Here is a 19667-nt window from a genome sequence, read left to right as displayed (position 1 = left end):
CCATTCCTCCTATATTAAGCCGTCAATTCCGAAAAAAGACGATAAGGGTATAAGCCGCTTATCGTCTTTTCATTTACTGGATTTACTCTGCAGCTACTACAGTTTCCTCTTGAGTCGCTTCTTCGTCTTCGCCTTGTCTAGATTCGAGCAAAGCGTCAGCCATTTTACTTGTTAACAGACGTACCGCACGAATCGCATCATCATTCGCAGGAATGATGTAGTCGATTTCATCCGGATCACAGTTCGTGTCAACAATTCCGACTAGAGGAATTTTTAATTTAATTGCTTCTGCAACCGCGATGCGCTCTTTGCGTGGGTCAACAACAAACATAACATCTGGAATTGCTTTCATATCACGGATTCCGCCAAGGAATTTCACAAGACGTTCGTGTTGTTTTTTAAGTTGTCCAACTTCTTTTTTAGGAAGTACGTCGAATGTACCGTCTTCTTCCATTTTCTCGATTTGTTTCATGCGTGCAACACGTTTTTGGATTGTACCAAAGTTTGTAAGTGTTCCACCAAGCCAGCGTTGGTTAATATAAAACATTCCAGCGCGTTCAGCTTCTTCTTTAATTGCATCTTGTGCTTGTTTCTTAGTACCGACGAATAGAACTTTCCCGCCATCAGCACCCACTTGACGCATGAATGCGTAAGCTTCTTCTAATTTCTTCACCGTTTTTTGAAGATCGATGATGTAGATACCGTTACGTTCTACGAAAATAAATTTCTTCATTTTCGGGTTCCAGCGACGTGTTTGGTGACCGAAGTGCACCCCTGCTTCAAGCAGTTGTTTCATTGAGATTACTGACATTTGTTATTCCTCCTGTTTGGTTTGATTCCCTCCGTGTACTTCATCCGACAGAACGACCTCTCGGCACCATTTCTGACGTCCGTGCACGTGTGTAGTAATACCACTTGCTAATATAACATAGAGCTTTTACATTTGCAACAAGTTCATCGGAATTTCAAGATAAGTTCTATTTCCGTAAGTCCTTTACCTAGTTTCTTTGCAATTTCCTCATCAGAATGACCGGCGTCATGCAGGACAAAAGTCCTCGTCCTGTCATCCTCCACTACCGTTTCAATCACATCGGTCTGCTTAAGGTTCTGTGAGGTCGAGGCAGCATAGGACTTCAATGCAAGATTAACTGGCATTTTAGGCCTTTTCACAAGCAAAGTAGGATTGACCTCTTCTGATTCAGCGGTTTTTTCTGCAGAAAATGTACTCTTGTCAACCTTTTCAAACTTAGACGGTCTATCGCTTTCGGAAAGACGTTCTATTAAACGTTCATTCTCATCTTTCAATTCTGATAAATATGCTCCAATTGTATTGTCCATCTCTACCATAAGCTTTTGTTGTTTTTTTTCAAGATCATCGAACTTAGTCACTTTGGTATATAGCAAAGCTAGAAAATAAAAGCTTATTATTTGTATGATGAATAAAAACACTAAGAAAATTGTAGTCATTTAAATCAACCTGTAAAGTCAACGAATGAACCTTTATACGGGTGCACTGTCTTCTCTTCCTCTTCGTTTTGTTGGCGGTCCCCGTCCAGCAATTGACTTTGGTCCTGGGATTGACCATCCGCTGATGTCTTCATGCTATTCTCCAACTCAGTCACGGACTCTCTTCCCTTAAAAGTCTGCCTTTCTGTAAGGGAGTTGGCATGGTCCATGTTCAATTGGGCTTGCTGGTGTTTTTGTTCTGCTAGCTTACCAGCATCAAATGTTTTTGGTATGGCAATTTGCAGTTCAATACCCTTCAAACTCATAGTATCCCTCCATCGACTATTTCAGATGATAATAGTTTGCGAAGTTTAAACAACGCTTTCGAATGAATTTGAGAAATACGTGATGTGGATAAACTCAGAATCTCTCCAATCTCCGTCAGTGTCATTTCTTCCGTATAAAAAAAATCCAATACTAGCTGCTCATTCTTATTCAGTTCGGTGATTTTCGTTGCCAAGTCACCGATTAATTCACTCATCATGGTTTTTTGCTCCGGTGTTTTGGATACCTGATCTACAATAACGAAGGATTTGTGTCCGTCATCATCATCTTCATTCATTTTTTCATCGATTGATAAAACATTTGAAAAGTAATGTTCATGGACAGTTTGATATACCTGGTCAACACTTATTCCCATATGGCTAGCAATTTCATCTACAGTGGCATGGCGTTGCAGTTTCTGCTCCAGTTTTGTAATCTCTTCTTCTTGTTTTTTAGATTTCTCCCTTGAAGAACGCGGTAACCAATCCTCTTTCCGCAAGCCATCAATAATGGTCCCGCGAATTCGAAAAGAGGCATACGTTTCAAATTTCAAATCCCTACCAGGATCGAATTTCGTCAATGCATCAAATAAACCATGAAGTCCGAGACTCATAATATCATCGCGTGAAACATTTCGGGGTAATCCCGAGCTGATTCGCTGCACATGATAGGTAACAAGTGGAGTGTATTTTCGAACAAGTAAGTCACCTGCTTCGGGATCACGATTACGAATCCACAGGTCCCAACCTATATTCTCTTCCATTAAATCCTGTTTCGACATCGAATCCCTCACTTCCCATGATGATTCTGTCATAATTACTGCTATTATAGCAAACTAGCACAAAAAAAGGCGACTGAAGCGATCAGCCGCCGTCTTAATTCCTGAGCGGCCAGACGATTCCGCTTTTATTAATCAATCACACCTCGGTGTGATTGCGGCAAGATTTTGAATTGAGCTTGAGGCGTACAGGGGGGAAGGATTGAACTGCATCCTTCCTTGTAGGTCATGCAGTGGGGAAGGATGTAGTTCAATCCTTCCTTGTTGCGACAGGACGTCGCGAACTTAGACTGCCTTCCTCTAAACTCCCTTCAAAATCTGTGACATCCGCCGGAGGCTTTAATAAGGAGAAATGGAACTTAATATCTCCTTGTTAAATCTCTTTAGTATCTTTATTGACTGTTCGGACGCTAAGAATTGTTTGTGCAGGGTCAAATTCAATCGTTCTGCCATTTGAACCGCCTGTGTCTTCCCCTGTAATTGGAATGGACAACCGTTTTAATTCTTTTTTGACAGCCTCGACATTTCGTGGTCCAATTCGAATTGTATCGCTTGATCCGAATTGAAACATTTGTGAACCGCCGGCAATTTTTGCTTTCAAAGCCATTGGGCGGACCCCTTCCGTTTTCAGCAATTCCATCAATGCATAAATGCCCGTATCTGCAAATTTAGCAGCGTTCTGTTTATTTAATTTTCCCAGACTGGAATCTGGAAGCATTATATGTACCATACCCGCAATTTTCTTTTTATCATCATACAACACTACCCCTACACAAGAGCCAAGTCCAGATGTCCGGATTGTATTCGGTCCCCTGACAACATTCATATCTGCAATTCCAACTCTGACGACCTCTTTCAATATAATCATGTCACAAAACACCCAACGAGCGAAAAATCGTTCCATAAGAAGAAGGGTCAGGGAGTAGGAAAAAATGACCGTTAACGCTCGAGGCTCCATTAATGCCTTCCTCACGAATTTGCGTATCAATGACAATGACTTCATCGCTGTATTGGGATACTTCGATTAAGCCAAAGCTGACAATTGCTCCAACCATGTCAACACTCAAAGATGGAACGGTTGGGTAAATTTTTAAACCTGTTAAGTCAGAGAGTGCAGACAAATAAGAACCTGAAAGGATATTGCCAAGTTCCTGCATTGCAGATAGTCCTATTTCCGATACTTCGGGTGACGTAAAATCAAATGTTTCGTCCTGAATCAATTTCTTTATGAAGTGGTTAGCGGAATCCAATTGTAATACAAAAAACATGCTTCCGGACAAATCCCCTTCAATCCGTAGATAAATTCCAGCTACAATCGTTTCTGCGCCTCCGGCGAGTTCAAACATTTCATCAAATGAAACGAGTTCGACATTCGGAACACGCATGTCTATTTTGCGATCAAGCAACTGCGACAATGAAGTTGCTGCATGTGCTGCACCGATATTTCCGACTTCTTTCAATACATCTAGATGCATATCAGTGATCGGGATTTCAGAGTTCATCAGTCGTCACCCGCTTAATAGGTTCTAGGACCTTATCTAGGTTTAACATTATTAGAAGGTGTTTCCCTACCTTAGCAACACCCGATATGAAGTCTGATTCAATGGAGCCGACGACTTCCGGTTGCGGTTCGATTGAATCCACAGGAATATCCAAGACATCGTTTGCGGCGTCAACAATAAGTCCGACTTCATAATCTTCCAATGTGACGATAATTATCCTTGTGCTGTCGTCCAACTCACTAGTATCCAGTCCAAACCTTTCACGCAAGTCTACAATGGGTGTAACGAGCCCTCTAAGATTAATGACACCTTTGACATACGGAGGCGTCTTCGGTATACGTGTAATAGATAATACTTTCTCGATGGATTGGACGGCATCAACATTAATGGCATACTCCATATCCATTAGTTGGAAAACGATGACTTTTATTTCTTTCTGATTTAACTTGTCAGTCATTCTAGTTCCCTCCCGCCTATTTAATCAATGCGTTACAATCGACTATTAACGCAACTTGTCCATTTCCTAGAATCGTTGCGCCAGATATCGCGAATACGCTTTGTAAATAATTCCCCAGCGACTTCAAGACAATTTCCTGCTGCCCAATAAAACCACCGACAACAAGTCCTGCTAACTTATCACCTTTTCGTACGATAACAATTGACTGATGTTCGTCAGAAACACTAACTGTTTCCGGCATTTCAAAAATTTCCATCAAGTTGACAAGTGGTATAATATTGCCACGGAAATCAATTACTCTTTGGTTGTGGGCATTCATAATTTCCGTTGTTTGAATAATTGCCGTTTCAATGATAGATGATAGTGGAATTGCGAATACTTCATCTCCCAATTCCACAAGCATGACGGAAATAATAGACAGTGTTAACGGGAGTTGTACTTGGAACAAAGAACCTTGACCTTCTTTCGATTCAATCGAAATGAAGCCTCCGAGGGACTCAATTGTATTTTTCACTACATCCAGACCAACTCCTCGGCCAGAGACATCCGAGATTTTTTCAGCTGTCGAGAAACCGGATGCAAGAATGAGTTCTGCCACTTGACGGTCCGTCAATGTCTCAGACATTTCCTCCGAAATGATACCGCTCTTTATTGCTTTTGCCAGAACACGTTGACGATTAACACCTGCACCATCGTCCTCAAGTTCAATAAAGACATGATTCCCGGAATGATATGCGCGTAGTGTTACTGTACCTTCTTCAGGCTTGCCTTGTGCTAGCCGTTCGGCCGGACTTTCAATTCCATGATCCAATGCATTACGGATTAAATGGACAAGAGGATCGCCGATTTCATCAATAACTGTCCGGTCCAGCTCTGTTTCTGCTCCAATAATTTCGAGATTGATTTTCTTATTCAAATCACGCGCTAGCTGTCTTACCATTTTAGGAAAACGATTAAAAACTGTCTCAATGGGTATCATACGCATATTTAAGATAATTGTTTGCAAATCACCTGATATTCGTGTAATCCTTTCGACAGTTTCATTCAGTTCCGAATTATGGATTTCGCTAGCAATTGATTGGAGTCTGCCTCGGTCTATAACCAACTCTTCAAACAAGTTCATTAAGACATCCAGTCGATCAATATTCACTCGAATCGTTTTGTTGCCTGATGTCACACCTGTATTTCGTTTACCCTTTTGTTCATCTGGACTTTTACTCACGTCAGGGACATTTGAAATAGCCTTTTTGTTTTCCATAACTTCTTCTACCTGATCGTCATTATCCTGCTTCAGGTAATCATTTGTAATTTGCGTCACAGTAACATTTTGGATTTCAGATACTTTCATTACTTTAGTCTTTAATGCATCCGCATTTTCTTTTGTAATTAATGCAACAGTAAAGATTTCTTCAAAGTTTTCATTCTCAAGTTGTTCCACTTTCGGTTCCGACTTGATAATTTCTCCGGACTTCTCAAGTATTTCAAATACCATAAAAACCCTCGCTGCTTTTAATAAGCAGTCCTCACGCAGCTGAACGGTAATTTCAAACGCATTAAATCCTTGTTCAAAAGATTGGCTGATGACAGTCATTTCATATCCATCATAATGAAGGGGATTTCCTTCATCTTTACCATTTATAACAGGCGCTTCAGCAGTTGCTGCGGTTTCTGATGTAGCTTTGCTGACTGGATCTTTTCCAGCTTCGATTCTGTTGAGTGATTGGACAAGGTCCTGTACATCTTTCTTACCAGTCCCACCCAATGCAATATCCAAGACCATCTCTTCAAGATAGTCAACAGCCCTAAGTACAACGTCCAAAATTTCAGTTGTAACACGTATCTTTGAGTTACGGATTGCATCCAACACATTTTCCATCATATGAGTCAGTGCGGCGATGTCTTCATATCCCATCGTTGCCGACATCCCTTTCAATGTATGGGCGGATCGGAAAATTTCATTTACTATGCCAAGATCTTGCGGATTCTTTTCGAGTTCTAACAGATGTTCGTTGCATGATTGAAGATGTTCCTTACTTTCTTCAATAAACATTTCCAAGTATTGACTTGTATCCATCATGCCACCCCCTTCAATACTTTAAATTTTGCACTATCAGTCCTGCTATATTTTCCAAGTCTGCAACTTGATCAGCCAGTCCTGCTTCTTTTATGGCTTTTGGCATACCGTAAACGACTGATGACTTTGCTGATTCGGCTATAGTGATTGTCCTGCAGCTTTCCCGAAGAAGCACCATTCCATTTCTTCCGTCAAACCCCATTCCTGTCATGATAACGGTCAAATAGTTTAATTGATTACTTTTTGCTGCTGACTCAAGAAGTACGTCGACAGATGGACGATGTCCCATACGTGGTAGTTCCACTGCATCCAGATGAGCGTAGTAATTCATGCCTATTTTTTTAATTTTTAAATGCTTTCCCCCTGGTGCAATATACGCTGTCCCGTTTTCAAGCAACTCGGCATCTTCTGCCTCTTTGACATGGATATCACAAAGTCCGTCCAGTCTATCTGCCAAAGACTTTGTAAAACCTGGTGGCATATGTTGAACAATAAGTATGGGCGCGGATATGGATGCGGGCAAACCCGTAAGCACTTCTTGCAATGCCCTAGGTCCCCCGGTCGATGTACCTATTATAACAAATGTTTTAGTTGTTATCTTACTATTTATTCTGGAAACATTTATCGACTCTTTCTGATTATTAGAAGTCAAAGCAATCTCAGATGTAGTTCTGATTGGTTGATTAGTCAATTTTGATGGTGCCGGCTCGATTAACCGCAGATTAGTGAATTTCTTTGTTACTTTAGATATATCAACTTCTGCGGCCGCAATGACTTTTTCAATTATTTCTTCCTTCACCTCGTGAAGATTTAAGGAAATTGCCCCACCTGGCTTAGCGACGAAGTCAATTGCTCCGTATTCCATAGCCAGCATCGTATTTTCCGCTCCAATTTTTGTTGTGCTGGAAAGCATGACGACTGGTACCGGGTGATCAGTCATCATTTTTTTAAGTGCTTCGAGGCCATTCATAATTGGCATTTCAATATCTAGCGTAACTACGTCAGGTTTCAAAGACAGCACTTTTTCAACCGCATCCTTACCATTGCGAGCGGTCCCAATCACTTCGATTTCAGGATGCCCCGAAAGGAAATCTGATATGAGCTTACGCATAAACGCTGAATCATCCACGACAAGCACTTTCTTACGGTTGTCTCTATTCAAATTATCCACGCCCTTTCGTAAATAGGCTCCTAAGTTTTCCAAGGAACCTTTCTTCTATTTTGACCGCTTCAGTAGAGCTAGGGCTAATAAAAGTTTCTGCAATTGCAAATATTCTCTTGGAAATAGGGGCGTTTGGAAATAGAAGCAAAAATGGTTCTTGTGCAATAACCGCTTTATGAACAACTGGGTCTTCAGGAAGGAAACCTAGAATTCTCGTCTCTTTACCAAGAAACTTACGCATTGCATACTGAAGTCTTGTAATGGCATCGTTTCCATCATCTCCTTTTGTAACCCGATTGCTTACAATGCTGAACACTTTTTCAGAATCTTGAAGACAGATGAATTTCATCATAGAGTATGCATCTGTGATGGAAGTCGGTTCGGATGTCGAAATCACAATGATTTCATCGACCGCAACAATCAATTCAATCGAATTTTGAGTCGCACCGGCTCCCATGTCAAACAATATGAAATCATATTGTTTTTGCAGATACTCAAATGCTTGAATGAGTCTCTCGAACATTTCCGATGACCACTCCATCACCGTATCAAGGCCAGAACCTCCTGATATGAAAGACACACCCCCAGGCGCCTCATTAATCACTACATCCAATTCCTGTGTTCCTAGCAAATAATCTCTCAAACTATATTGTGGTGTCGTACCGAGAAGGATATGAATGTTACCCATTCCGATATCCATATCGATAATGAGCACTTTCTTCCCTTTTGAAATAAGCGCATAGGCAAAATTTGTTGAGAAGTTTGATTTTCCGACTCCGCCTTTTCCACTTACTATTGCAATCGATTTTGATATTTCACCTTGGGACTCCATCATCTTAAGTCTGAGCGTTTCAGCCTGATCACGCATCATAAGCACCCTTTAATAATAAAGTGATAAGTTTCATGCTATCTGCTTCAATGATATCTTCCGGCACTTCTTGACCGTCGGTGTAATATGCGGTTCCAATTCCATAATCCTTCATCAAATTAATGACGGGACCCATTGAGCCTGTTTCGTCCATTTTTGTAAAAATGAATTTCTCGATTGGAAATGCATTGAACTGTTCTACAATTACCCTCATATCTTCTTCCTTTGAAGTCACAGATAATACCAGATATGATTCCATATCCAGTGAAAAATCGATGAGGCGTGTCAAATCTTCTACGAACTTAGCCTCCTTATAATTCCGGCCAGCCGTATCGATAAAAACCAAATCCAAGTCTTTCAGTTTCTCAATCGCTTTTTCAAAATCATTGCTGTTGTATGCGACTTCCACTGGTGCTTGTAGTAGGTTCGCATATGTACGTAGCTGCTCGATTGCCGCGATTCTGTATGTGTCAGTAGTAATAAAACCGATTTTCTTCTTTTTTTCAAGTAGCGCTCTTGCAGCAATTTTAGCGATTGTAGTCGTTTTCCCTACCCCTGTAGGTCCCAGCACGTTAATGTATTTTTTGTTGAAAGATATTCCGCCGAACGGTAAACTTCCAATTTCTTGGTCCAAAAATTGCTTTACAATCTGAAGTTGCTCTTCCACAGTAAAATCTTTTTTATCAGCTTTCATCCGATTAAAAAGATTTTCACCTATTTGATGAATAGTGTTCTCCGACAACCCCTGTTTACGGAGATGCGCGAGCAACGGTTTGATTTCATCAGGAAACCGAGAATGAGATGCAGATTGCTGCATATCCCTCAGCATTTTTTTCACTTCAGTCATTTCTTTCTTCAATTCAACAGACTCGACTCTATCCACGTCTGATGCAATCAATGGAACTACAGTTTCTGCTACATTCATTACTGGTTCATCGAAGCCTGCGACTACTTCCACGGATTTCTTTTTAAATAGCCCTAGAAAACCTTTAGATTTAACGACAGATGAACTAAGAATGATCGCATCATCCCCAAAATCCATGCGTACTTTTTTCATGGCATCTACCATCGAATCAGCCGAATACTTTTTCATTTTCATCAGATATCCACCACCCCGACACTTTGGACTTCAATTGAAGATTCAAGTTCATTGTATGATAACACTGGAATTTGCGGAAAATACCGCTCAGTTATTTGTCTCAAGTACATTCGGATTGCCGGAGTACAAAGAACAACTGGAGATTGATCCATCAATGCAACACGCTCTACTTCGCCTGCGATTGATTCGAGAATTTCCTGTGAATGTTGCGGGTCAATTGATAAATAATTACCTTGTTCAGTCTGTTGAATATTGTCAGCAATCATTTTCTCCACTTTTCCAGACACCGTCAGTACTTTAAGTGATTGACCAGTTGCTGCATACTGATTCGTAATTTGCCTAGCAAGTGCTTGCCTGACATACTCCGTTAAGACATCAACATCAGACGTGAATTTAGAATAATCCGCGAGTGTTTCAAAAATAATTGGTAAATTCCGCACTGAAACATGCTCATTAAGTAATTTCGCAAGTACTTTTTGAATTTCACCAATCGATAATGGTGTAGGTGTCAACTCATCTACAAGGATTGGGAACGTTTCACGCACGTGATCAACAAGTTGTTTTGTTTCTTGACGCCCAATCAATTCTGCAGCATTCGCACGAATCACTTCGGTCAGATGCGTCGAAACGACACTTGGCGGATCAACAACTGTATAGCCAAGAATTTCAGCGTCTTCTTTCACCTCTTCAGTAATCCACTTAGCTGGGAGTCCAAACGATGGCTCGATTGTATCAATGCCTTCGATTGAATCATCTCCTCCTGGGCTCATTGCAAGATAATGATCCAGAAGTAGTTCACCTCTCGCCAATTCACTTCCTTTAATTTTGATCCTATACTCATTTGGTTGTAGCTGGATATTATCTCGTATACGGACAACAGGGATAACAAGCCCAAGCTCAATTGCAAGTTGCCTACGGATCATGACAACACGGTCAAGTAGATCCCCGCCTTGTGTTGCATCAACAAGCGGGATAAGCCCATAACCGAATTCAAATTCAATCGGATCGATATTGAGTAGATTAACAACGTTTTCAGGACTTTTCAGACCTTCCGTTTCTATATCCTCTTCCATTTCCAGCAATTCTTTGGGATCTTCTTCAACTTTTTTAGACATTACGTATGCTCCCACCGCTAATGCAAGTGCAATTGGCATTGTGAAAATGTCATTAATTGGTGTAGCTAGACCAAGCAATAGAACTGTAGCAGCAGCGACATAAAGCAGTTTTGGCTGTCCTAGTAGCTGTGAAGTTATATCCGCACCCAGATTACCTTTAGATGCGGCGCGAGTGACGACAATACCCGTAGCTGTCGATGTGAGTAAGGCAGGTATTTGGGAAACAATCCCGTCACCGACTGTTAGTTGTGAGAAGAGTAATGCCGCTTCCCCGAACGGCAGTCCCATTTGGGCTACACCGATTATCATACCGACGAGTAAGTTTATAATAACGATGATAATACCGGCGATTGCGTCCCCTTTGACGAATTTTGTTGCTCCATCCATTGCACCGTAGAAGTCGGCTTCATTACTAACTTTTTCACGTCTAGTACGTGCTTCTGTTTCCGAAATCATACCTGCGTTTAAATCGGCGTCAATACTCATCTGTTTCCCTGGCATTGCATCTAGTGTGAAACGGGCAGCTACTTCAGATACCCGCTCCGCCCCTTTTGTAATGACGATGAACTGGATGATTACTAGAATGATGAAAATGACGAGACCAACGACGATATTCCCGCCTGTAACGAACGTCCCAAATGTCTCAACGACACTCCCCGCATCACCGTTCGCTAAAATTGCACGCGTTGTTGAAACGTTGAGGCCGAGTCGGAAAAGCGTTAGAAGAAGAACTAATGTGGGGAAAATTGAAAACTGTAACGCTTCCTGCATATTCATGGCTGTTAAAAGAACTAAAAGTCCGAGTGTAATATTTATAATAATTAAGAAACTTAAAAGCCATGGTGGAAGCGGGATGACAAGCATCGCAACGATCATGATGACCGCCGCGAGCACTCCTATATCTCTGAATTGCATGTCATCCCTACTTTCTTGTATGTAATCAAATACGCCAAAGCATATTTATTTTCAGATTTTGAATTGAGCTAGTGATAGTAGGAAGGATATAGTTCGATCCTTCAAGGAAGGACTGTATTGTGTCCTTCAAGTAAGGATGAAGTTCAATCCTTACTACTTGTAACTGAGTTAAATTTTGCGCTGAATTCTATACACGTACGCAAGTACTTCAGCAATTACTTTAAAGAACTCTTCCGGGATCCTTCCGCCAATTTCGACATCATCATAAAGCGATCTGGCAAGTGGGCGATTCTCGACCATTACGACGTCATGTTCTTTAGCAATCAATTTAATCTTTTGAGCAATGAAGTCAACGCCTTTTGCAACAACAATTGGCGCGTCCATATCTCCATCCTTATACTTTAACGCAATCGCATAATGGGTAGGATTTGTAATGACGACATCTGCATTTGGTACTTCCTGCATCATGCGCCTCATCGACATTTCACGTTGAAGCTGCTTAATACGTGATTTGATGATAGGATCACCTTCAGAGTTTTTATATTCATCCTTGATATCCTGCTTAGACATCCGGAGATTTTTTTCATAGTCAAATTTCTGATACATAAAATCTAATAAGGAAATGAATAACAATACTAATGCAGCTACGATTCCCATTAACGCCGTCAGTTGGGCTACAGTCGTTAACGTATCCCATGGACTTTTGAACGCCAATCCAAGTACTTTGTCGATATTTGCCATGACGATAAGTGTTGTAGTTGTACCGATAAATGAAATTTTCAATATGGATTTCATTAATTCCACAATGGCACGAATGGAAAAAATACGTTTGAATCCTTTGATAGGGTCAATTTTCTTTAAATCCATTTTTAACGGTTCACCTGTAATAAGTAAGCCGAATTGGAACACATTCCCCGCTATGCCCGCAACGACAGCAATGAGCATAACAGGCAACAGGATAAAAGCCATTTGAATCAATACATCACTGTAAATAATCATTGCCTGGGCTTCATCCAATTTAGGTATTGTGATGAATTCATTAAACGCCTGATGGAAAAACACGAAAAAGCGGTCCCTCATCATTCCAGCCGAAAAAAACAGGAAAAGGAACACGGAAAGTAGAAGAATTGCACTTGTAACGTCCTGACTTTTAAGCACTTGCCCTTTCTTACGAGAATCTTGGCGCTTTTTTGGAGTGGCTTTTTCGGTTTTTTCCCCTGCAAAAAATTGCAGATTAAGCCGCAATAACATATTAACCACCTCCAAGAATAATCATCAAGTCCCTCATACTCAAAATCATCACTTCAAACAATTTCTTCATCACCTGAATCATAACGCCCATCATAATAAATAAAACGATGAAACTGACGCCAATTTTGATTGGAAATCCAACGACGAAAATGTTTAATTGCGGTACTGCCCTTGCTGTAATTCCAAGTGCCAAATCGACTAGGAATAAGGTTGCCACTATCGGTATTGACATTTGGAAAGCAATTGCAAATGTAGTCGCAAACGTTTTTATAACGAACTCAACCAACCGCTCTTCTCCAAAAGCTGGCCAAAGTTGATCCGCTGGAATGAATTGATAGCTGTAATAAATTCCATCCAACAACAAATGATGTCCGTTCAATGCGAGCAATAAAAGAATTGCTAGGGAGTTGAAAAACTGTCCTAACAACGGAGATTGTGCCCCCGTTTGAGGATCAATGACGTTCGCAATGGCGAAGCCCATCTGAAAATCGATGAACCCGCCAGCAATCTGAATTGCAGACATGACGATGAAGGCTATGACCCCAATAAATAATCCAGTCATTGCTTCTTTAATAATCAAGAGAAAATAAGCTCCATTTATCTCTAAATCAGGAATATCAATCGTATAGACCATTATCCAAGCAAGCACTACTCCGAAAATAATGCGATGCGTCGCGGGGATTGCCTTATAAGAGAACAGTGGAAGTGTTACAAAAAAAGCCGTGACCCGTGTTAATACGAGTAAATATGCTGCGAATGAAGGTACTAGTTCTTCCATCTAATCATCCGATATACCGACCAAGATTCTCAAAAATATCAGCCGTAAACGAAGTTACCCTCGCAAGCATCCATGGACCGAAAAAAACGACTCCTACGAGGACAGCAACTATTTTAGGAACAAATGCCAATGTCTGTTCTTGAATTTGTGTTGTAGCCTGAAATATACTGACAGCAAGTCCCGAAACGAGTGCAAGAATTAGAAGTGGTCCTGAAGTCAATAGAATGACCCAGATTGCACGCTCAGCTATTGATATAACCATTTCTTGTGTCATTCAAAACTCCTCCTAAAAACTCTGCAGCAATGATTTGATGATGAGATACCATCCATCTACCAGGACGAAAAGCAGTATTTTAAACGGTAAAGATATCATAACTGGTGGCAACATCATCATCCCCATTGACATTAAAATACTTGCCACAATCATGTCAATGACTAGAAATGGGATGAAAATCATGAAGCCCATTTGGAATGCTGTTTTTATTTCACTCAGCGCGAACGCCGGGACAAGCATCGTTAGCGGAATATCTTCAAGTGATTCAGGTCGATCTGCTTCATTGTATCGGAGGAATAACTCTAAATCTTTCTGCCTGGTATGTTTACTCATGAATTCTTTAAATGGCATACTGGCCAACTCATAGGCTTCTTCGAGTGTTATCTCTTCTTCAAATAAAGGTGTAAGTGCTTCTTCGTTCACTTGCTGAAATGTCGGTGCCATGATAAAAAATGTTAGAAAAAGCGCGAGCCCCACGAGTACTTGGTTTGGAGGCATTTGGTTTGTAGCGAGTGCTGTTCTGACGAATGATAGAACAATTATGATTCTCGCAAAAGAAGTCATCAAAATTAAAATCGCCGGAGCAAGTGATAAAACGGTCAGCAACAACATCATTTTAATGGATGTCGATACGTTGGATGGGTCACTATCCGAAAAAAATTGAGTAATATCATTCATCTCGGTTGCGCTCCTTTTCTGTCAAGCGGCCGATATGCCGTTTCCTTTCCTCTTTCATCTCCTCAATCCTCGATTTAAAGAGACTGCTAAAATCAGTTGACTCTTCCGAATTTTCATAAGGTGATTTTTTTGATTTCCCTGCTACTCTAACTAGTAATTGATTGAGCATTCCATTCGGCAAATCTGTAGTATCTGTATTGTAGAACTCAACAAGCTTGTCTATTTCTTCAGGGTCAGTAATCTCTTTTAATAATCGGATGTCATCACCTACACCAATGAGGTAATAGGCTTCTCCAATAACGACCAGCTGAATTGATTTATGCTGCCCAAGTGAGATACCACCCATATTTTTCATGAATCGACTTTTATCGTAAAGTTTATTTTTCCGATTAACGAACTTCAGAAGCCCAAATAATAAACCGATGACGAAAAGTAAAGCAAACATTGTTTTTATATAATCTCCAGCTGAAGTACCAACTGATTCTTTTTCTGTAGGTACGTCAGTTGGCGGAACATCTACTTCAGAATCTGAACGGTCTTCCGTTTCAGTTTCCGGGTCTCTAGTAAACAAATCTGACACAGGCTTATCGGGATCCGGCTCTGTGTCAGCATTAGCAATTATTAATGAGAATTGATTCACTAAAATAACGATTAAAATGAGAGCTAAAAAAAGCTTTTGTATATTCATTAATTTCATCCTTCGGTTATCCTAATGCTTTTTCAATTGCTTCGACGACTCGGTCTGCCTGGAACGGTTTGACAATGAAGTCTTTCGCTCCTGCTTGAATTGCATCGATAACCATACCTTGTTGTCCCATTGCTGAGCACATAATGACCAGTGCAGATGGGTCTTTCTCTTTAATCGCTTTCAGAGCTGTTATTCCGTCCATTTCAGGCATTGTGATGTCCATCGTAACGAGATCAGGCTTTAATTCTAAATACTTTTCAACCGCTTGTGCACCATCTGCCGCTTCTCCAACAACCTCAAAATTATTTTTTGTCAAAATATCTTTTATCATCATACGCATGAAAGCTGCATCATCTACTATTAATATACGTTTACCCATTTCCATGACCCCCTGTTAGTTATCTTAAATTATTCAAACGATCTGTTTGGCTTAAAATATCTGTAATTCGTACACCGAAGTTTTCGTCGATTACGACAACTTCACCTTTTGCGATATGGCGATTATTCACTAAAATATCAACCGGCTCGCCAGCAAGTTTGTCTAGTTCTATAATAGAGCCGCTCGACATCTCCAAAATCTCTTTAACAGAACGTTTTGTTCTTCCCAGTTCTACTGTAACCTGTAACGGAATATCCAATAGCATATTTAAGTTATTCGTTTCCGAACTATTCAAAGTGGGATTATCGAAACTAGCAAACTGTGCCTGCTGAACTTGCACTTGAGGTGGTTGTTCCCGCATAGGCATTTGTTGTTGTTGTTGTGGTACAGGTTGTCCATATTGTGCTTCATAGCCGGGCTGTTCCATGCTTTGATATGACTCTTGCTGAATAGGGGAAGAAGGTTGTTGCAGTTTAGGAGGAGCCATTTCTGCAACTGCAGCGGTTTCTTCCTCAGCATCCCCACCCATGAGTGAGGCAACTAAATTCTTTCCAAATACAAGTGGAAGTAATTGCATGATTTTCGAATCGATTAACGAACCTACTTTAAGTGTAAAGGATACTTTTATCAATAAATCGTCTTTCGGAATTAATTCCCGGCCCTTGTTTTCCAAGACATTCATCAAATCAATTGACGGGGGAGAAATATCAACTTTTTTATTAAACAAGGTAGACATCGATGTTGCAGCTGAGCCCATCATCTGATTCATGGCTTCTTGGACGGCACTTAAATGGATTTCACCAAGATCCATATTTGGCTCGGAACCGTCTCCTCCCAACATTAGATCTGCGATAATAGCTGCATCACTCAGTTTGATAACAAGTAGGTTCATCCCACTAAGCCCTACTGTATAGTCCACTTTGACGGCAACATACGGATGGATGAACTCCGCTTCTAATTCTTCCTTACTAACTACTGTAATAGTTGGCGTCGTAATTTCAACTTTTTGTTCAAGTAATGCAGATAATGCCGTCGCTGAACTTCCGAAGGAGATATTACCAATTTCACCAAGCGCATCCTGCTCCATTGCATCCAGATAATCTTCGGTTATCACACCTTTTTCCGGTTCAACCACAGACTCACTATTCGGTAATGGTTCCCCTCGTAACAACGCTTCAATTTCTTCCTGCGAAAGAATATTATCACTCATCATCTTCATCCCCTCTAATCTTCATATCAATTATCTGAACAGCCATACGGTTTTTCAGATGCCCTGGCTGTGCTGTGAATTTGGGTACTTCACCGATTTTGATAATGAGCGGATCATCAATCTTACTATCTAACTTAATGACATCCCCTAATTGGAGATATAGAAAATCTTCAACTGACATTTCACCAACCCCAAGCTCAGCAATAACGGACAGCGGAGCCTTTTTCAATCTGTTTTCGAGGACTACACTTTGCTCTGGGGTCGGCTCTTTTTTATTGGACTGCATAAAATAACGGACTGATAGTTGTGGAACGATTGGCTCCAAAACAACATGTGGAATACAAATGTTAATCATACCGCTAGATTCCCCAATAATAATATTAAAGGAAATGACAACGACCGTTTCGTTAGGCGATATCATTTGGAGGAATTGCGGATTCACTTCAATCTCAGTAAGGAAGGGATCGATATCAATGATTCCGGACCACGCTTCACGTAAGTTATCAAAAGAACGTTCAAAAAGGTTCGTCATAATCTTCAATTCAATTTCAGTCAGATTATCAACCTTTCCTGGGCTAGCTCCAACTCCTCCCATCAGGCGGTCTAGCATCGTATAGGCAATGTTTGGATTCACTTCCATTAGGATATTGCCATCCAGGGGTGGAACTTCAAAAATATTAATTAATGTCATATTCGGGATTGAACGAATAAATTCCTCAAATGGAATTTGATCGACCGACGCGACATTTATTTGGACATACGTTCGTAATTGTGCTGAAAAGTAAGTCGTCAAAAGTCTTGCAAAGTTTTCGTGAATCCTAGTTAAACTGCGAATCTGATCTTTGGAAAATCGCAGGGCACGTTTAAAATCATACACTTTAACTTTTGGAGTCTCATCTTCCTTCTTCATGTCTTCTGCAGACATTTCCCCTGTCGAAATCGCGGATAATAAAGCATCGATTTCGTTTTGGGATAAAATATCCCCGGACATACGGTCACCTCCCGGCCTCTAAATTTAGTGGACTAATAGTCAATCGTTATTGAATGATATAAGAAACGATATAGACTTTCACGACTTCCCCCTCTTGCATAAGGGGATTAAGTTGGGATTTCAATGCGTCCTCAAACGACATTTTCCCTGTTTTCCCCTCAAGGTCTTTCTCCGTCATTTCAGAAAGTTCTTGGATGACAATGTTTTTCACTTGAAAATCCCTTTTAGCAAGCTCCTCTGCCGCATCCTTATTTTCCGTTTGAATTTTTAAAGTGAGACGGATAAATTGTCGGTCACCCAGATTTGTTGTAATTTCTTCAACATCGACCGATGATTCGATAACCTCATCAATGGTGGGCTCTTTCACTTCATCATCTTTATTTAGCTGCATAACTAGTATGAGAGCGACAACGCCGATTAATGTAATACAAACTAATATGATTAATGATACTGTCAGTAATTTATTCTTCATTTTCTTCACCTCGTATATGCGGATTTGATAACAACTGGACCGCCTTATAAAATTCGACAATCCGGCTGTTTACATCATCAGCCGCATCGAGTACCACATATTTTGCCCCTGTCGTTAGGGTGATTGTCGTGTCTGGAAACGACTCAATTCTTTCTATGTACAGCGCGTTCAATGTGAACGCACTTCCATTTAGTCGAGTAACTTGTATCATATGTAAGGGGCCGGGCTGTAAGAGCCGGCCCGACCCTCCTTTTCTAATAAAGCTATGTTAGGTTAAATGATTAATATCGTTGCTTATCGTTTCAAGTTAACGAGTTCCTGCAGAATTTCATCGGAAGTTGTAATGATACGCGTGTTTGCTTGGAAGCCACGTTGTGCGACAATCATTTCAGTGAATTCTTCGGCAAGATCGACGTTAGACATTTCTAGGAAACCTGAGTTGATTGTTCCAATACCTGAAGAACTGGCCGTATTTAAAATGGCTGTCCCGGAGTTAGGAGAATTATTGAAGTTATTCCCACCGTTTTTGTCCAATCCACCTGGGTTAGGGAATTTTGCTAATATCAAAGTTCCCGCATATTTCAGTGCACCAGTATCGTCTACATATGAGACTTTTCCATCTTGACCAACACTCATGCTCTTAGCCGTTGTGGGAATAGTAATCGTTCCTAAGGTAGTTTCTGCAACAGATGGTGGCGTTCCCGTAGTACTGATCACGGGGTCTTGGCCATTTACAGCAGGGATTCCAACAACGTATTGACCATCCGAGTTTACTAAAGCCCCTACCTCATCCATGTAAAAGTTTCCTGCTCTTGTATATTGAATATTATCAATACCGTTTGAAGCATTTTTTTGGCCTACTTGGAAAAATCCGTCTCCAGACATCGCTAAATCCAATGTGTTTCCAGTAAACTGTGTCGAACCCGGTGTATGAAGTGTATCAATAGTAGCTATTTGCGATCCAAGTCCTACTTGTTTTGGGTTAACTCCCCCTCGTGTATCTCCAGGTCCTGAAGCCCCGGCAACTGTCTGTGAAATCAAATCCTTAAAAACCGTCCGTCCTTTTTTAAACCCATAAGTATTGACATTCGAAATATTATTACCAATTACATCAAGCTTCGTCTGAAAGTTTCGTAGACCTGAGATTCCTGAGTACATTGAACGTAACATTTATATTTTGCCCCTCTCGTTTGTAAAAAAGTGTAG

General features: G+C 40.7%; 23 protein-coding genes. All 23 read right to left on the bottom strand.

The features are described 5' to 3' along the window. Positions 1-82 precede the first annotated feature (82 nt). The 23 genes from rpsB to flgG all read right to left on the bottom strand — a co-directional run bounded on the left by rpsB (position 83) and on the right by flgG (position 19631). Entirely contained in the window at positions 83-811 is a 729-nt protein-coding gene (gene rpsB / locus AC1TO6_RS04820; protein WP_482100465.1) for a 30S ribosomal protein S2, read from the bottom strand. Positions 812-954: 143 nt separating this feature from the next. After that, positions 955-1467 (bottom strand): hypothetical protein, encoded by a 513-nt coding sequence (locus AC1TO6_RS04815; RefSeq protein ID WP_482100464.1) that lies wholly within the window; start codon positions 1465-1467, stop codon positions 955-957. 5 nt (positions 1468-1472) lie between these two features. Then, positions 1473-1772, bottom strand: coding sequence for an RNA polymerase subunit sigma (locus tag AC1TO6_RS04810; protein ID WP_482100463.1), 300 nt, complete (start codon positions 1770-1772; stop codon positions 1473-1475). Continuing rightward, positions 1769-2551 (bottom strand): FliA/WhiG family RNA polymerase sigma factor, encoded by a 783-nt coding sequence (locus tag AC1TO6_RS04805; RefSeq protein ID WP_482100462.1) that lies wholly within the window; start codon positions 2549-2551, stop codon positions 1769-1771. Before AC1TO6_RS04805 ends, AC1TO6_RS04810 begins: the two co-directional genes overlap by 4 nt. A 370-nt stretch (positions 2552-2921) precedes the next feature. After that, on the bottom strand, positions 2922-3416 hold the full coding sequence (locus AC1TO6_RS04800) for a chemotaxis protein CheD (RefSeq protein ID WP_482100461.1): 495 nt from the start codon (positions 3414-3416) through the stop codon (positions 2922-2924). A 1-nt stretch (position 3417) separates the two neighbouring features. Beyond that, positions 3418-4050, bottom strand: coding sequence for a chemotaxis protein CheC (locus tag AC1TO6_RS04795; protein ID WP_482100460.1), 633 nt, complete (start codon positions 4048-4050; stop codon positions 3418-3420). Then, entirely contained in the window at positions 4040-4507 is a 468-nt protein-coding gene (locus tag AC1TO6_RS04790; RefSeq protein ID WP_482100459.1) for a chemotaxis protein CheW, read from the bottom strand. Before AC1TO6_RS04790 ends, AC1TO6_RS04795 begins: the two co-directional genes overlap by 11 nt. 16 nt (positions 4508-4523) lie before the next feature. After that, the gene (locus AC1TO6_RS04785) at positions 4524-6581 is read right to left on the bottom strand and encodes a chemotaxis protein CheW (RefSeq protein WP_482100458.1); all 2058 of its coding nucleotides are present in this window, start codon (positions 6579-6581) and stop codon (positions 4524-4526) included. 13 nt (positions 6582-6594) lie between these two features. Beyond that, a complete protein-coding gene (locus AC1TO6_RS04780) occupies positions 6595-7743 on the bottom strand; it encodes a protein-glutamate methylesterase/protein-glutamine glutaminase (RefSeq protein WP_482100457.1) in 1149 nt (382 codons plus the stop codon). Between the two features lies 1 nt (position 7744). Next, positions 7745-8611: a MinD/ParA family protein gene (locus tag AC1TO6_RS04775; RefSeq protein ID WP_482100456.1), complete on the bottom strand. Its 867-nt coding sequence runs from the start codon at positions 8609-8611 to the stop codon at positions 7745-7747. Next, on the bottom strand, positions 8604-9710 hold the full coding sequence (gene flhF, locus AC1TO6_RS04770; protein ID WP_482100455.1) for a flagellar biosynthesis GTPase FlhF: 1107 nt from the start codon (positions 9708-9710) through the stop codon (positions 8604-8606). The genes AC1TO6_RS04775 and flhF overlap by 8 nt, the downstream gene beginning before the upstream one ends. Further along, on the bottom strand, positions 9710-11740 hold the full coding sequence (flhA, locus tag AC1TO6_RS04765) for a flagellar biosynthesis protein FlhA (RefSeq protein ID WP_482100454.1): 2031 nt from the start codon (positions 11738-11740) through the stop codon (positions 9710-9712). Before flhA ends, flhF begins: the two co-directional genes overlap by 1 nt. Positions 11741-11908: 168 nt before the next feature. Beyond that, positions 11909-12991, bottom strand: coding sequence for a flagellar biosynthesis protein FlhB (gene flhB, locus AC1TO6_RS04760; RefSeq protein WP_482100453.1), 1083 nt, complete (start codon positions 12989-12991; stop codon positions 11909-11911). Position 12992: 1 nt separating this feature from the next. Further along, complete coding sequence (gene fliR / locus AC1TO6_RS04755; protein WP_482100452.1) at positions 12993-13769, bottom strand: flagellar biosynthetic protein FliR; 777 nt, start codon at positions 13767-13769, stop codon at positions 12993-12995. Positions 13770-13773: 4 nt separating this feature from the next. Beyond that, positions 13774-14043, bottom strand: coding sequence for a flagellar biosynthesis protein FliQ (fliQ, locus tag AC1TO6_RS04750; protein WP_482100451.1), 270 nt, complete (start codon positions 14041-14043; stop codon positions 13774-13776). A 12-nt stretch (positions 14044-14055) separates the two neighbouring features. Next, positions 14056-14721 (bottom strand): flagellar type III secretion system pore protein FliP, encoded by a 666-nt coding sequence (gene fliP, locus AC1TO6_RS04745; RefSeq protein ID WP_482100450.1) that lies wholly within the window; start codon positions 14719-14721, stop codon positions 14056-14058. Beyond that, positions 14714-15409 (bottom strand): flagellar biosynthetic protein FliO, encoded by a 696-nt coding sequence (locus AC1TO6_RS04740; protein WP_482100449.1) that lies wholly within the window; start codon positions 15407-15409, stop codon positions 14714-14716. Before AC1TO6_RS04740 ends, fliP begins: the two co-directional genes overlap by 8 nt. Positions 15410-15425: 16 nt before the next feature. Further along, positions 15426-15788 (bottom strand): response regulator, encoded by a 363-nt coding sequence (locus AC1TO6_RS04735; protein WP_482100448.1) that lies wholly within the window; start codon positions 15786-15788, stop codon positions 15426-15428. Between the two features lie 19 nt (positions 15789-15807). Then, positions 15808-16998: a flagellar motor switch phosphatase FliY gene (gene fliY / locus AC1TO6_RS04730; RefSeq protein WP_482100447.1), complete on the bottom strand. Its 1191-nt coding sequence runs from the start codon at positions 16996-16998 to the stop codon at positions 15808-15810. After that, positions 16991-17989, bottom strand: coding sequence for a flagellar motor switch protein FliM (gene fliM / locus AC1TO6_RS04725; protein WP_482100446.1), 999 nt, complete (start codon positions 17987-17989; stop codon positions 16991-16993). The genes fliY and fliM overlap by 8 nt, the downstream gene beginning before the upstream one ends. 46 nt (positions 17990-18035) lie before the next feature. Continuing rightward, the gene (gene fliL, locus AC1TO6_RS04720; RefSeq protein ID WP_482100445.1) at positions 18036-18461 is read right to left on the bottom strand and encodes a flagellar basal body-associated protein FliL; all 426 of its coding nucleotides are present in this window, start codon (positions 18459-18461) and stop codon (positions 18036-18038) included. Next, a complete protein-coding gene (locus AC1TO6_RS04715) occupies positions 18451-18672 on the bottom strand; it encodes a flagellar FlbD family protein (RefSeq protein ID WP_482100444.1) in 222 nt (73 codons plus the stop codon). Before AC1TO6_RS04715 ends, fliL begins: the two co-directional genes overlap by 11 nt. Before the next feature lie 83 nt (positions 18673-18755). After that, entirely contained in the window at positions 18756-19631 is an 876-nt protein-coding gene (gene flgG, locus AC1TO6_RS04710) for a flagellar basal body rod protein FlgG (RefSeq protein ID WP_482100443.1), read from the bottom strand. Between the last annotated feature and the right edge of the window lie 36 nt (positions 19632-19667).

This window comes from Sporosarcina sp. Y352 (genome assembly GCF_056786535.1).
This window is presented reverse-complemented; position numbering and strand designations above follow the sequence as displayed.

Bases quoted from the DNA above. Each gene is read 5' to 3' on its own strand.
- rpsB (WP_482100465.1), bottom strand. From the start codon at position 811: ATGTCAGTAATCTCAATGAAACAACTGCTTGAAGCAGGGGTGCACTTC.
- AC1TO6_RS04815 (WP_482100464.1), bottom strand. From the start codon at position 1,467: ATGACTACAATTTTCTTAGTGTTTTTATTCATCATACAAATAATAAGC.
- AC1TO6_RS04810 (WP_482100463.1), bottom strand. From the start codon at position 1,772: ATGAGTTTGAAGGGTATTGAACTGCAAATTGCCATACCAAAAACATTT.
- AC1TO6_RS04805 (WP_482100462.1), bottom strand. From the start codon at position 2,551: ATGTCGAAACAGGATTTAATGGAAGAGAATATAGGTTGGGACCTGTGG.
- AC1TO6_RS04800 (WP_482100461.1), bottom strand. From the start codon at position 3,416: ATGATTATATTGAAAGAGGTCGTCAGAGTTGGAATTGCAGATATGAAT.
- AC1TO6_RS04795 (WP_482100460.1), bottom strand. From the start codon at position 4,050: ATGAACTCTGAAATCCCGATCACTGATATGCATCTAGATGTATTGAAA.
- AC1TO6_RS04790 (WP_482100459.1), bottom strand. From the start codon at position 4,507: ATGACTGACAAGTTAAATCAGAAAGAAATAAAAGTCATCGTTTTCCAA.
- AC1TO6_RS04785 (WP_482100458.1), bottom strand. From the start codon at position 6,581: ATGGATACAAGTCAATACTTGGAAATGTTTATTGAAGAAAGTAAGGAA.
- AC1TO6_RS04775 (WP_482100456.1), bottom strand. From the start codon at position 8,611: ATGCGTGATCAGGCTGAAACGCTCAGACTTAAGATGATGGAGTCCCAA.
- flhF (WP_482100455.1), bottom strand. From the start codon at position 9,710: ATGAAAATGAAAAAGTATTCGGCTGATTCGATGGTAGATGCCATGAAA.
- flhA (WP_482100454.1), bottom strand. From the start codon at position 11,740: ATGCAATTCAGAGATATAGGAGTGCTCGCGGCGGTCATCATGATCGTT.
- flhB (WP_482100453.1), bottom strand. From the start codon at position 12,991: ATGTTATTGCGGCTTAATCTGCAATTTTTTGCAGGGGAAAAAACCGAA.
- fliR (WP_482100452.1), bottom strand. From the start codon at position 13,769: ATGGAAGAACTAGTACCTTCATTCGCAGCATATTTACTCGTATTAACA.
- fliQ (WP_482100451.1), bottom strand. From the start codon at position 14,043: ATGACACAAGAAATGGTTATATCAATAGCTGAGCGTGCAATCTGGGTC.
- fliP (WP_482100450.1), bottom strand. From the start codon at position 14,721: ATGAATGATATTACTCAATTTTTTTCGGATAGTGACCCATCCAACGTA.
- AC1TO6_RS04740 (WP_482100449.1), bottom strand. From the start codon at position 15,409: ATGAATATACAAAAGCTTTTTTTAGCTCTCATTTTAATCGTTATTTTA.
- AC1TO6_RS04735 (WP_482100448.1), bottom strand. From the start codon at position 15,788: ATGGGTAAACGTATATTAATAGTAGATGATGCAGCTTTCATGCGTATG.
- fliY (WP_482100447.1), bottom strand. From the start codon at position 16,998: ATGAGTGATAATATTCTTTCGCAGGAAGAAATTGAAGCGTTGTTACGA.
- fliM (WP_482100446.1), bottom strand. From the start codon at position 17,989: ATGTCCGGGGATATTTTATCCCAAAACGAAATCGATGCTTTATTATCC.
- fliL (WP_482100445.1), bottom strand. From the start codon at position 18,461: ATGAAGAATAAATTACTGACAGTATCATTAATCATATTAGTTTGTATT.
- AC1TO6_RS04715 (WP_482100444.1), bottom strand. From the start codon at position 18,672: ATGATACAAGTTACTCGACTAAATGGAAGTGCGTTCACATTGAACGCG.
- flgG (WP_482100443.1), bottom strand. From the start codon at position 19,631: ATGTTACGTTCAATGTACTCAGGAATCTCAGGTCTACGAAACTTTCAG.